This window comes from Streptomyces sp. NBC_01477 (genome assembly GCF_036227245.1).
Lineage (GTDB): Bacteria > Actinomycetota > Actinomycetes > Streptomycetales > Streptomycetaceae > Actinacidiphila.
This window is the reverse complement of sequence record NZ_CP109445.1, coordinates 3,167,945-3,180,715: the sequence shown is the minus strand read 5'-3', so window position 1 is coordinate 3,180,715 and position 12,771 is coordinate 3,167,945. Positions and strand designations below refer to the sequence as shown.

Annotated in this window: 11 protein-coding genes; 8 read left to right on the top strand and 3 right to left on the bottom strand. The window is 73.7% G+C overall.

What is annotated here, in order from left to right; all coding sequences use genetic code 11:
- Positions 1 to 138: 138 nt before the first annotated feature.
- Genes OHA86_RS12835 through OHA86_RS12825 form a run of 3 tightly spaced genes read left to right on the top strand, consistent with a single transcriptional unit; the run spans position 139 to position 2,303 of the window.
- Complete coding sequence (locus tag OHA86_RS12835) at positions 139 to 570, top strand: XRE family transcriptional regulator (protein ID WP_329175123.1); 432 nt, start codon at positions 139 to 141, stop codon at positions 568 to 570.
- A gap of 60 nt (positions 571 to 630) precedes the next feature.
- Complete coding sequence (locus OHA86_RS12830; protein WP_329175122.1) at positions 631 to 1,158, top strand: ParH-like protein; 528 nt, start codon at positions 631 to 633, stop codon at positions 1,156 to 1,158.
- Positions 1,155 to 2,303, top strand: a complete 1,149-nt coding sequence (locus tag OHA86_RS12825; RefSeq protein WP_329175120.1) for an MAB_1171c family putative transporter — start codon at positions 1,155 to 1,157, stop codon at positions 2,301 to 2,303. The genes OHA86_RS12830 and OHA86_RS12825 overlap by 4 nt, the downstream gene beginning before the upstream one ends.
- A gap of 449 nt (positions 2,304 to 2,752) precedes the next feature.
- Here OHA86_RS12825 and OHA86_RS12820 read toward each other — a convergent pair whose 3' ends face one another.
- Positions 2,753 to 5,722, bottom strand: a complete 2,970-nt coding sequence (locus OHA86_RS12820; RefSeq protein ID WP_329175119.1) for a helix-turn-helix transcriptional regulator — start codon at positions 5,720 to 5,722, stop codon at positions 2,753 to 2,755.
- 396 nt (positions 5,723 to 6,118) lie between these two features.
- Between OHA86_RS12820 and OHA86_RS12815 the strand changes: the two genes are divergently transcribed.
- The 4 genes from OHA86_RS12815 to OHA86_RS12800 all read left to right on the top strand — a co-directional run bounded on the left by OHA86_RS12815 (position 6,119) and on the right by OHA86_RS12800 (position 10,762).
- Positions 6,119 to 6,229, top strand: a complete 111-nt coding sequence (locus OHA86_RS12815; protein ID WP_329175118.1) for a class III lanthipeptide — start codon at positions 6,119 to 6,121, stop codon at positions 6,227 to 6,229.
- 67 nt (positions 6,230 to 6,296) lie between these two features.
- Positions 6,297 to 6,416 (top strand): class III lanthipeptide, encoded by a 120-nt coding sequence (locus OHA86_RS12810; protein ID WP_329175116.1) that lies wholly within the window; start codon positions 6,297 to 6,299, stop codon positions 6,414 to 6,416.
- Positions 6,417 to 6,551: 135 nt separating this feature from the next.
- Entirely contained in the window at positions 6,552 to 9,245 is a 2,694-nt protein-coding gene (gene lanKC, locus OHA86_RS12805) for a class III lanthionine synthetase LanKC (protein WP_329175115.1), read from the top strand.
- Complete coding sequence (locus OHA86_RS12800) at positions 9,242 to 10,762, top strand: ABC transporter ATP-binding protein (RefSeq protein ID WP_329175113.1); 1,521 nt, start codon at positions 9,242 to 9,244, stop codon at positions 10,760 to 10,762. The genes lanKC and OHA86_RS12800 overlap by 4 nt, the downstream gene beginning before the upstream one ends.
- Positions 10,763 to 10,792: 30 nt before the next feature.
- Here the strand turns inward: OHA86_RS12800 and OHA86_RS12795 are convergent, their stop codons facing one another.
- On the bottom strand, positions 10,793 to 11,188 hold the full coding sequence (locus tag OHA86_RS12795) for a DUF5997 family protein (protein WP_329175111.1): 396 nt from the start codon (positions 11,186 to 11,188) through the stop codon (positions 10,793 to 10,795).
- A 58-nt stretch (positions 11,189 to 11,246) separates the two neighbouring features.
- On the opposite strand from OHA86_RS12795, the gene OHA86_RS12790 reads away from it, so the two are divergent.
- Positions 11,247 to 12,020, top strand: a complete 774-nt coding sequence (locus OHA86_RS12790) for a LysR substrate-binding domain-containing protein (protein WP_329175109.1) — start codon at positions 11,247 to 11,249, stop codon at positions 12,018 to 12,020.
- Between the two features lie 26 nt (positions 12,021 to 12,046).
- Here OHA86_RS12790 and OHA86_RS12785 read toward each other — a convergent pair whose 3' ends face one another.
- Positions 12,047 to 12,529, bottom strand: a complete 483-nt coding sequence (locus tag OHA86_RS12785) for a Smr/MutS family protein (RefSeq protein WP_329175107.1) — start codon at positions 12,527 to 12,529, stop codon at positions 12,047 to 12,049.
- Positions 12,530 to 12,771 lie beyond the last annotated feature (242 nt).

The window sequence follows — 12,771 nt, the reverse complement described above, 5'->3', positions numbered from 1 at the left end:
CCCGGTCCGCACCGCCCCCGGCCCCGCCGCTCCCGGACGGCACGGACCGGGGCCGTGGACAGCGGCGATAAAGTGACCCTTTAACGTGTGGCGGACGCGACATGCACACTGCAAGCTGGCGTTGACGAGAGGTGCGACATGGCCGAGCCGGCGGTGCAGACGCTCGCGGACAGGATCGACGCGCTCTTCCGCGCGGTGCGGCGCCCCAACCGCGAGCAGTACAGCCATGAAGAGGTCGCCAAGGCGTGCCGCGAGGCCACCGGCGAGAGCTTCTCCGCCACCTACCTGTGGCAGTTGCGCACCGGGCGCCGGGACAACCCGACCAAACGCCACCTCGAAGTGCTGGCGCAGTTCTTCCAGGTCCCTGTCGCGTACTTCTTCGACGACGCCCAAGGCGCCGCCATCACGAAGGAGTTGGAGCTGCTCACAGCCCTGCGGGACGCCGGTGTGCGGAACATCGCACTCCGTGCGGTCAACCTGTCACCCGAAGCTGTGGGTACGATCAGTGACATTATCGACGTGCTTGCCCGCCGGGAACAAGGGAGCGATCCGCCGAGCACTGAGGGCTGACCCCTGTGCAGACCGGTCACCGCCTCGGCCCGCCGTCCTCGTGAGAGGAAGGAGTGCTCATTGTCCAGTGACCGGAGCCGCAGAGGCTTATGGCAGCGGTGTCAGCGGCGCGTCGACACGCTGAGCCTCGCGGATCCCTTCGACATCGCGGATTTCATCCGTACGCTCGCCGCCCACCGCGGCCGGCCGATCGAACTGGTCCCGGTCACCGACCGGCCGAACCTGCCCTGCGGGCTGCTGGTCACCACTGCGGACGCCGACTACATCCTCTACGCGGCCGACACCACCCCGCTGCACCAGCACCACATCCTGCTGCACGAGGCCGCGCATCTGCTGTGCGGCCACCAGGACGACGGCGCCACCCTCAACTCGGCGGCCCGCACGCTGATGCCGGCCCTGCCGCCGGCGCTGGTCGAGCGGGTGCTCGGCCGCACGGTCTACACCGAGCCGCAGGAGCAGGAGGCCGAGATCGTCGCCTCGCTCATCCTGTCCCGGGTGTCCCTGCGGGAGTCCCCGCCCGCCACCGCCCGCGCCCCGGGCCTCGAAGCGCTCTTCAACCGGCCCGACCCGCGCAGTTCCGGCCGATGACCGATATCACCGCCTACCTCGCGGCCGCCGTCTTCGTGGGCTTCGCGGTCTACCGGCTGTCGACGGCCGGCGCGGGCGAGACCCAGCGCTACATCTGCGCCTTCGCGCTGTGCATCGGCAGCGCCCTGGTGCTCAACGCGCCCACCAGCATCGCCGCCCTGTCCCGGCTGATGGACGCGCGGACGCTCCTGGTGGCGCTGGTGCACGGGCTCAAGATGGGCGCCTTCACCTGTCTCGCGCTCATCGCGCTGACGCTGCGCAACTCCACCGACGACCGCACTCCCGTGCACCGCCACGTCGGCGCCGGGATCGGCGTCCAGGCGCTCTCCGGCTGGCTGTTCGCGGCCTCCGCCGTGACCGTGACCTCCGACGCGGTATCGGTCGGGGACGGCCGCAGGCTGCTGTTCGCGGGCTACGAGCTGCTGTTCGCCTGCTACGGCATCGGGTGCCTGACGATGCTGATCGGCGCGCTGGCCGGGCACATCCGGCGCGAGGCGGCCGGGGCGGTGCGCGCCGGGCTCGTCCTGATGGCGCTGTCCGCCGCCGTGGGCGTGCTGTGGACCGCGTGGTCCGCCCACGACATGGCCGCGGTCCTGCGCACCGGCCGCCAGGGCCTGGGCGAGGACCTGCCGTCCACCTGCTTCGGGGTGGTCATCGCCCTTCTGGCGGCGTGCGGTTCGACCGCGAACCGCTGGCCCGCGCTGCTCGGCCCGCTGCGCTGGTGGCGGGCCCGCCGCTCCTACCGCGCCCTGGAGCCGCTGTGGTCGGCGCTGTGCACGGAGGTTCCGGAGATCGCGCTGTACGGGGACGGTACGCGCGGCCGTACCCGCCCGCGGCAGGCGACCTTCGCGCTCTACCGGCGCGTCATCGAGATCCGGGACGCGCACCTCGCGCTGCGCCCGTACTTCGACCCCGGCCGTCCCGACCCGGCCGCCGCCGGCCACCCGGCCAGGGAGGCGGCGCGGGAGGCGGCGGCGATCACCGCGGCGCTGGCGAACCGCCGCAGCGGGCGCCGTCCCGGCGCCGGGGGCCCTGGCAGCGAGCCGGTCCGCCCCTGGCCGGTGGCCGGCACGCTCGCCGCCGAGACCGACTGGCTGCTCCAGGTCACCCACGCCTTCGTCCACCACGAGGACGCGACCCGCTGACGCCCCGGGACGGCGGCCCCGCCCCGCGGACATCCCGCCACCGGACGACGTACCGCCCGGACGAGCGCCGACACCACGGACTCGCCTGACGCCTCACCGCTCCGGGCGCGGTTGCCGCGGTGGGACGGCTCAGCGCCTCGGGCGCGGGTGCCGACGCCCGCCTCCCGCGCGGGCGCGGTTGCCGGCGTCGCCCGTCTCCCGCCGCCAGGCGGCTGCTCACCGTCCGCCGGCGCGCGGCGCGGGCTTGCCCTGCTGGACGGCTCAGCACCTCGGGCGCCGGTGCCGGCGCCCGCCTCCCGCCTCACTGTCCGCCCGTGCGCCGCGCGGATGCCGCGACGGGGCGGCTCAGTGTCCCGGCGCGGGCACCGACCCGACGGACTCGCCGTCGCCGGACGGCACACCGTCCCGCAGACGCCGCCCGTCTCCCGCCGCCAGGCGGCTGCTCACCGTCACCCCGCGTGCAGCGCGGGCGTCAGGGCGCCGGCGGCGGTGGCGAAGGCGCCCCGGTCGGGGTGGCCGGTCTTGCGCAGCAGGCTCGCCACGTGCTTCTCGACGGTGCGCGGCGAGATGTGCAGCCGCCCCGCGATGTCCTTGTTGCCGATACGCGTCGCCAGCAGCCTGGCCACCTCGAACTCCCGCACGGTGACCCCGTAGCGGCGCAGGTCGAGCGGCACCTGCTCGATGCCCGTACGCCGCTGCCGCACCGGCGCGCCCATCGTGCGCAGCAGGCCGCGGCAGGCGCCGGCGACGGCCGGGACATCGGCGCCGTGGAAGTATTCCTCCGCCTCGCGCAGCCAGCCGACCGGATCGCCCCAGCCGTCCTCGTGCGCGGGACGCGCGATGAGCCGCAGGCACAGGTGGCGTGCCATGGGGTGGATCGCTGCGGCCTCCAGCGCCGTCGCGGCGGCGGCGTCCGCCTCCGCCGCGCGGCCCTCGCGGCCCAGCAGCACCGCGTGCGCCAGCCCGACGAACTGCCGGTTCCAGCGGGTGCCGGCCGCGCTGACCGCGGTGACTCCGGCGTAGTGCTGCGCGCCCACCCGCCGGGCCAGCACGCCCAGCAGCAGGATCACCCCGTGCTTGCCGAAGTCGCCGGTCGCCGGATTCTCCGTGTCGTACGCGACGGCCTGCGCGAATTCCCGCTCGGCGGCCTCGCGGTCCTCCTCCAGCAGCGAGCAGAACGCGCGCGCCAGCCCGTACGACATGGCCCGTACGCCCGGCGCGTCGTCCACCAGCGGGGCCAGCGCAGCCAGCGCCTCCTGCATCTCGGCCCGCCGGCCCTGGTGGGCGTACCGCACCGCCTCGGCCAGCCGGAGCATGGGCAGGGCGCGTCCCAGCCGCAGCCGCGTGGCGCCGGCCAGCGCCTCGCGTATCCGTTCGCCGGCCGGGCCGAACTCGGCACGCCCGACCTGGGCGAGCGCGAGGGCGTACCCGGTCTCGTACGCCAGCGGCAGCGCGCCGATCCGCAGGGCGTCCTGCCGGGCCTGCTCGACCCGGGCCCAGCGGCCGTCGCGGCGGGCCTCGGCCAGGGCGAGGCGGGCCTCGGCCGACACGCGCTGGACGGGCAGGCGGTGCTGGCGGGCGAGCGTGCAGGCGCGCAGCAGATGCTCGGTCGCGGCGCTCTCGTCACGCTCGGCGGTGAGGTGCCCGAGCTGGACCAGGGCGCCGCACTCCACGTCGGGGAGCCCGGCGCGCCGGGCCGCTTCCGCCGCGCGGCGGGCGGCCCCGGCCGCGGTGTGCAGCCGGTCGGGCGCGAGCCGGTGCGGCTCCACGTGCGCGGCGGCAGCGTCCACCGGGGCGCGGTGGACGTCGGCGGGGGAGTCGCCGAGCAGCCGGCGGGCGACGTCGAGCTGGTGCAGGGCCTCCGCGGGCCGGCCCGCGAGCGCGGCGACGTCGGCGAGCCGCGCGCACAGGCCCGCCCGGCGCGCGGCGGGCACGTCCTGGTCGTCCAGCGCTTCGACAGCGGCGGTCAGTTCGGGTACGTAGTCGAAGCGGGCCGAGCAGCCGACGGCGTGCAGCAGCTGCTCCAGGACGGCGGCCCGCAGCCCGGGCGGTACGGCGGCGTCGGCCAGCCGGTGCGCCCGGGTCAGCAGCGTCAGCGCTCTGTCCACCGCGCCCTCGGCCATCGCCCGGCGCCCCGCCTCGCAGTACAGCCGGACCGCCTCGCGCGGGTCGCCGGCCTGCCCGCGCAGTTCCGCGGCGCGGGCGCACCACTCGCCGGGCAGCCCCGGGTGGAGGTCGGCCAGCGCCTGCGCCGCTCGACGCGCGTAGCCGGCCCGCTCACCGGGCGCGAGGCCGTCGAGCACCGCCTCCGCGGCGAGCCGGTGCCGGAATGCGTACCACTGCGGGTCCGAGGCGTCCGGCTCCAGCAGGTACGACGCCGCCCCGGCGCGCAGCACCGCGAACAGCTCGCGGTCGTCGCACCCCACGGCGTGCCGCAGGACCGGCAGCGGGAAGCGCTGCCCGAGCAGGGCCGCGACCCCCAGCGTCCGCCTGCCGCCGGGGCCGAGCCGCTCGGTGCGGCGCCGGACGCTGCGGGCGACGGAGTCCGGGACGGGCAGCGTACGGTCGCGGTCGTCGTCGGGCGCGCGCCGGGCGGGGTCGGGGCGGGTCAGGTCGTGGACGAGTTCCTTGACCACGAAGGGGACCCCGGAGCCGCCGGCCACCACCCGGTCGACCAGCGCGTCGCTGACCCCGTCGGGCGCGACGCCCAGCTCGGCGGCGACGAGCAGCCGCACGTCGGAGGGGCCGAGCGGGCGCAGCGCCAGGGTCGCCGCGGCGCCCCGCTGGCGCGCCCGCGCGGCCAGATCGGTCGCGGCGCAGGATTCGCGCCCCGCGGTGAGCAGCAGGACGGCGGGCAGTTCTGCGAGGTTGTCGAGCAGGTATTCGACGACCTCCAGCGTCTCCATGTCGGCGTCGTGCAGGTCGTCCAGGACGAGCAGGCATCCGCCGCGCCGCCCGACGACCGCGAGCAGCCGCAGCACGGCCTCGGCGACGAGCAGGGGAGACGCGGGCGAGCCGGCGGCGGCGCCCGGTTCCGGCAGCAGTCCGGTCAGCAGCGGTGCGTAGCCGCCGAGTTGGTCCTGCTCCGGCAGCAGGCCCGCGCGGGCCAGGCAGAGCAGGGCCTCGACCAGCGGCCGGTACGGCACGGCCGACCCCACCGTGGAGACCCGGCCGCGCGAGGTGACCATGCCGGCCCCGGTGGCGGCGGCGATGGCCTCCGCGGCCAGCCGGGTCTTGCCGACGCCCGGCTCACCGGTGACGAACAGCGCGCTGCCGCGCCCGGCGCGTGCGGCGGCCAGCGCCGCGGTGACGGCCCGCATCTCCGCCTGCCGGCCGATCAGTTCCCCCTGGCGGCCGTCCTCGCGGCCGGCCGGCCGCAGCAGGCCCACGGGCTGCGGCGACGGTAACAGCGCCGTCATGGACATCGTTCCGACACGGTGCGGGTACCGGCGTACGGCTTCCTCATCTGCGTCTCCCGGTGTGCGACTGACACGGAGATGAACTGATGCAGCGGCGGAACTGACCTGCGGTCACATGAGCTGAGGTGAATGTGAATGGTCATGACATCCGTCTCAGCTGCGGGGACCACGATGGCGCATCGGCCGGAAACCGTCAACCGGGGTGGGGAGCGAACACCACCATTCACCCGCGCCCCCGGCGCCGCCGCCATGGGGGCGGCGCCGGGCGATTATGGGGACCTCGCACGGATGCGGGTCCGCGGGGCGGCGCTGTTGGCTGGGTGTGCCGATCGGCACCTGCCCGTTCCTCGCCCCGAGCGCGTCCGCGCGCTCCCGATCACCCAGGAGGTGTCCCGGATGAGCGTTCTCAAGCTGCAGGTCCTGGAGCCCACCGCCGTGCACAACGCGGTAGCCATCCTCAGCACCACCAGCAGCAGCAGCGACTGCTGCAAGACCAACCCGAAGTAGTCCGACGGGCCCGCAAGGGCCTGGGTGACCGCGCCCGCGCGGTCACCGTCACCCAGGAGGAGGCCGGATGAGCGTTCTCACGCTGCAGACCATGCAGCCGACCATCGCCAGGACCGTGGTCGCCGTACTGAGCATGAGCAGCAGCAACGCGGCCTGCTGCAGGGAGCACGACCGGTCGGGCGCCTGACGGCCACCTGTGCGGAGGCGCGACGCGCCTCCGCACAGCCCCGGGAGCGCACTGCCGCACCCCGCACCCCGCACGGTCCCGCCACTCACCACCGGCCGCCCGCGGCGGCTCCCGGACGACCACACAGAGGCAGACATGCGCGACGAACGATGGGTCAACCGCTTCCTCTTCGCCTGGAACGACACGCTGTTCTTCGACCCGCTCGACGTCTCCTACGAGCCGCGGGAGGACAACTTCCTGGCCCCGCTCGACGCCGGGGTGCGGGCCGAGTTCGTCCGCAGCGGCATCTGGTGGAGCCGGCGGCACAATCCCGACCTGCCGGCGCAGGGGTGGAAGATCCACGTGTCGACCGGCCAGCGCACCGTCCACCGGGTCGCCGCCGCGGTGATCGGCCATCTCACGTCGCGCGACATCGACTTCAAGATCGCCCTGGACATCAACATCTTCGAGATGCTCAATTCCAAGGCCATGTCCCGGGGCGGTGCGGGCAAGTTCATCACCGTCTACCCGCACGACGAGGACCAGTTCAGGACCACGCTGGCCGAACTCGCCGAGCTGCTCGACGGCGTCGAGGGCGCGTACGTGCTCTCCGACATGCGCTACCGGGACTCCAAGGCGCTCTACTTCCGCTACGGCCAGTTCCTCCCCACGCACAGCGTGGACGTGATGGGCCGGCAGGTGGCGCACATCGTCGGCCCCGACGGCCCCGTCCCCGACGAGCGCCGGATCGGCTACGCCCAACCACCGTGGCAGCCGTGGCCGTTCGCCGACTGGAAGGCCGCCGACCACGCCGGTGACGACGACGGCTCGGGCCTGCTCGGCGGGCGCTTCCGGGTGATCGAGGCCATGCAGTTCTCCAACGGCGGCGGGGTGTACAAGGCCGAGGACACCGCACGCGACAACCGGATCGTGGTGGTCAAGGAGGCCCGCCCGTACACCAACGTCAATCCGCGGCTGGACCACGACGCGCTGGACATCCTCGCCCGCGAGTGGACCTTCCTGAACCGGCTGGGCGACCTCGACTCCTTCCCGACGCCGATCGTCACCTTCCAGCACTGGGAACACCACTTCATCGCCGAGGAGTTCATCGAGGGCAAGGACATCCGCACCGTCCTGCTGGAGCGCAACCCGCTGGCCCGGCCCGGGGCCGACGCCGAGCGCTCCCGGGAATTCCTGCGGATCTACCTGTCGGTCTTCCGCGGCCTGACCCGCGCGGTCCAGGCGGCCCACGACCGCCATGTCATCCTCGGCGACCTCACCGCCGCGAACCTGCTGGTGGACACCGAGACCTACACGGTCACCGTGATCGACCTGGAGGCGTGCCGGCTGGCCGAGTCCGACGCGCAGGACGCGCATCTGGAGTCGCCCGTCGAGCTGTTCACCCCGGGATTCAGCCACTCCCGGCGCCGCGCGCACGCCGCCTCCGTCTTCGAGGACGACCTGTACGGACTGGCGTCCACCATGGCGTACTTCATCTTCCCGGTCATGGCGATGTCGTATCTGCGCGAGGACGTGCTCGACCTCTACGGTGTCTTCACCGACAGCCTCGGCTGGCCGGCCAGGATCCACCAGCTGCTCATCGACCTCTCGCAGGCGCGCGTGACGCTCGACGACGTCCTGGAATTCCTCGACCAGGAGGAGGAACTGGTCGGCGAGGTCGCGCTCGCCCCGCGACTGCCGATCGTGGAAGGGCAGTCGGGCTTCGCCGCCACCGAGGCCGGGGTCGCCGCCTTCGTCGGGGCCGTCGCCGACACCGGCCGGGAGACCCTCTTCCCGGTGGACCCGTTCGCGCATGTCACCAACCCGCTGAGCCTGGGCGTGGGCGCCAGCGGGGTCCTGTGGGCGCTGAACGCCTCGGGCGTCGCGGTCAGGCCCGAGTGGCTGGACTGGCTCGGCAAGCAGCTGGCCGGCATCGAGCCGGGCGAATACGCGGACGGGCTGATGAACGGCCTGTCCGGTATCGCCTGGGCCGCCGAATCGCTCGGGCTGCGGGCGCAGGCCAGGGAGCTGCTGGCGCTGGCCAACCGGCGGGCGCCGCAGAGCAGCGACCACACGTTCTACTACGGCCACGCGGGCATCGGCATGACGAACCTGCGCTTCTACCTCGCCGGCGGGGACGGGAGCGACCTCGCCGCCGCACGCGAGTGCGCGCACGCGCTGCTCGACACCGTCCAGCGCGACGGTGAACACGCCTACTGGCTCAACGACTTCTCGGCCAAGGGGCCGCTGACCGGACTCGGCTTCGGGCAGGCCGGAGTCGCGATGTTCCTGCTGCGGATGTCGCAGATCACCGGCGACGAGAGCTACGCGCGGCTCGGCCGCCGCGCGCTGTCCTGGGAGATGGCGCACGCCGAGCCCATCGAGGACGGCATGATCATGTTCAAGCACGCCGGGACCATGGAGCCCTACGTCGAGGTCGGCTCGGCCGGTGTCGCGCAGGTGCTGCTGCGCTACGGCAACCTGGACGACGCGCGCGAGGTGCTGCGCGCGCTGGACGTCGGCCAGTCGGTCATGCCCGGCTACGCGTTCGGCCTGACCGGGGTCGCCGACGCGCTGCTGGACGCGACCGGGATCACCGGCGACCCGTCGTACCGGCAGATCGCGCTGCGGCAGCTGGAGTTCGTACGGAAGGTGTTCCTCTTCGAGCCGGCCGAGCGGTTCGGGGTGCCGCGCGGGGACGACGGCACGGTGCCGCTCGGGGTGCCCGGCGAGGGGCTGCTGCGCTGTTCGTGCGACTACCTGACCGGCTCGGCCGGCATCCTGCGGGTGCTGCACCGGCTCAACCACGGCGGTCCCGCCGACTTCCTGCTGGACGAGGTGTCGCGGTGAAGGAGCTGTGGCGCACGCTGCGCGGGCACCGGGCGGGGTTCTGCCTCATCATGGCCGTCGAGGCGGTCATCAGCGGCATCGAGGCCCTGCTGCACCCGCTGCTGCTCAAGGCGCTGTTCGACCAGGCGATCCTGGCCGGGCACTTCCGCAAGTTCATCGTCCTCGGCGTCTTCTACCTGCTGCTCGGCCTCACCCTCAACATCGGCGGCTACTGGGTCGCCTGGTGGCGCAAGCGGTTCGAGAACTCGTTCATGCTGCTGCTGGAGATGGAGCTGCTGGACCGCACCCTCGGCCTGGACGGGCGGCAGCTGTCGGGGGCCGGGAACGCCTCGTACGTCAGCCGGGTCCACAACGACGTCCGCGAGGGCGTACTGCCGGCCATCGACGTCTGCGTGCGCATCGCCAAGCAGGCGCTCGCGTCACTGGTCTTCATCGGGGTGCTGCTCTACCTGTCCTGGCAGGCCAGCCTCATCCTGCTGGTGATCGTGCCGCCGCTGGTCCTCGTCAGCAACCGGCTGGCCAAGCGGATCGAGGACAACACCGACCCGGAGCGCGAGGCGGAGGCGCGGTACATCAACAAGCTGACCCGCACGCTGGAGTCCTTCCACGCGCTGCGCGGCATACCGTCGCTGGTGCCCGGCACCCGGGCGGCGAACAAGGAGGCGCTGAACGGCTTCCTCGGCATCACCTTCGTCAACTACCGGCTCACCCAGAAGCAGAACACGCTCAGCGACCTGGTCATGAATCTGTCGGACACGGCGTCGATGGTCGTCGGGGCCTACTTCGTCTTCGCCGGCCGGATGACCTTCGGCAGCTTCCTGGCCTTCGTGAACTCGCTGTGGCGGGCGGTCACCGGCATCTTCGACCTGATCAACATGATCCCCCAGGTCCGCAGGAACACCGCCGTGCTCAAGCGGATCGACACGCTGCGCGCCTCCCGCCCGGCGCCCTACCACGACGAAGGACCGATGGTGCTGGTCAACGGCGCCCGGGTCGTCTACGGCGACGGCGCCACCATCGCGATCGAGGACTTCGAGCTGCGGGCCGGCGAGCACGTGCTGCTGCGCGGCCCCAACGGCTGCGGGAAGACCACGCTGCTGCACATCATCTCCGGCACGCTGGCCCCCGACGCCGGGGTGGTCACGCTGCCGCCCCGGGTGGCGAGCCTGACCGCCCCGGTCAACCTGCCCCCGCTGCCGATCCGCGAACTGGTCGCCGACGAGCGGCTGCGCGCGGCCATGGAGCTGACGGCCCTGGCCGACCAGCTCCCCTCCGACCTGTCCTCGGGCCAGCGGCAGCGGGCCGGGGTCGCCGCCCTGCTGACCGAGGACGCCGACGTCTACCTCGTGGACGAGCCCTTCGCCAACCTCGACCCGAGTGGCCGCGACCTGGTCCTGCGCACCCTCAAGGAGCGCACCCGGGACCGCGCCCTGCTGGTCGTCCACCACGGCGACGAGGACCTCGACGTCCGCTTCGACCGCGTGGTGACCCTGTCGGTCGCGGCGGCCCGCCCCTGACGGCCGCCCGCGGCCCGGGCGGGGCGGGGGTCAGCGGGCCTGGTCCGCGGCGCGCTCGGCGTGCTTCTCCTTGATGCGCGCCGCCTCCTTGCGGACCTCCGCCTGGGTGGCCCGCTCCCGCTCCAGCCACGGCGGGTTCTCCTGCCGCAGCTCGTCGATCTGGGCCGTGGTGAGCGCTTCCTCGACACCGCCGCGGGCCAGGCCCGCGATGGACACGCCCAGCCTCGCCGCGACCACCGGGCGCGGGTGCGGGCCGTCGCGGCGCAGGTCCTGGAGCCACTGGGGCGGGTCGGCCTGCAGCGCGTTCAGCTCGGTGCGCGAGACGACACCCTCCTGGAACTGCGCGGGGGTGGCCTGGAGGTACACACCCAGCTTCTTCGCCGCGGTCGCGGGCTTCATCGTCTGGGTGGTCTTCTGCGACGTCATACGCCCAAGGGTAACGAGCGCGTGCGGCGCCCCTGACCATCGCCGATAGCCTTGCGGGGTGACAGGCTCGGAAGTACCTCCCGCTTTCCGGCTCGCCTACGTTCCGGGGGTGACGCCCACCAAGTGGGTGCGGATCTGGAACGAGCGGCAGCCCGACGTCCCGCTGACCCTGGTCCAGGTGGCCGCCGCGGAAGCGGCCGGCCTGCTGCGCGACCGGGGCGCGGACGCCGGTTTCGTACGGCTGCCCGTCGACCGGACCGACCTCAGCGCGATCCCGCTGTACACCGAGACGACGGTGGCCGTGGTCCCCAAGGACCACCTGGTGGCGGCCGTGGACGAGATCGCGGTGGCGGACCTGGCCGACGAGATCGTGCTGCACCCGCTCGACGACACCCTCGGCACCCTGGACTGGGAGCTGCCGCCCGGCCGCCCGGCCCTGGAGCGTCCCGCCACCACGGAGGACGCGATCGAGCTGGTGGCGGCGGGCGTCGGGGTGCTGGTCGTCCCGCAGTCGCTGGCCCGCCTGCACCACCGCAGGGACCTCGTGCACCGGCCGGTGACGGACGCCCCGCAGTCCCGCGTCGCGCTGTCCTGGCGGGAGGACGCGACCACGGACCTGGTGGACGACTTCATCGGCATCGTCCGCGGCCGGACCGTCAACAGCACCCGCGGCCGCTCGGCGCCCGCCCCTGCCCAGGCCCCCGCGAAAGCCCCCGCGAAGGGCAACGCCAAGGGCGGCAGGCCCGCTGCGGGCAAACAGGGCGGGGCGTCGGCGGCCAAGGGCGCCAGGGGAAACTCCGGCAAGCGCGGCAAGCCCCGCCGCCGGTCGTGACGCGCGGGGCCGTGCGGCCCGCCGCGTCAGCGCAGGTGGACCAGGATGCGCCCGGCGTTGTCCGGGTCGGTCTCCACGCGGGCGTACAGCTTCCTGATGTGCGTCTGCGCCAGTGAGGCCAGCACCCGGTCCCTGAGCTTGCCCGTGCCCTTGCCCGGGATGATCTGCAGTACGTCCACCCCGGTGGCGGCTGCCCGGAAGAGCGCCTGGCGCACCGCGACGTCGAGGTCGCGGTTGTTGCGGAAGATCGGGTGCAGATCCAGCGTGAGCAGGGTGATCGCCTCCGATGCGCGCGTCGTGTGGTCGCAGCGTACGGCAGCGGGGCTGGGCGCGCAGCTCCCCGCGCGCCCTGGCGATCGCCCCTTGCGGTGCGTGCTTGTCGGCCGCGCCGTCGTGGCCGGCCGCGCCCCTGATCGCTGCCCTCTGCCGCAGAGGACCAGCGCCGTAGGGGCGGCGGGGGCCGTGTACGGGCTCGACGACTCCGTGTGGAGCACGCTGCTGTGCCGCACGGCCGAATTCACCGTGGCCAGCCGCCACATGGGCACCGCCGACAGCGGCGTCCGCGGCTCGGACCACCAGCTCAGCGAGAGCTTCCCGGTGCCCGCCTGGCACAGCCAGAGCGTGCTGCTCTGCTGTGATGAACTACCCCGACGCGATGGGACGGGCCCGGCTCGACCAGTGCCTGCGCAGGTCCGGCCCCGCCAGCCGCCCCACGTTCGAGGCCACGTCCTGCGGCAGGCCGACGTGGTGG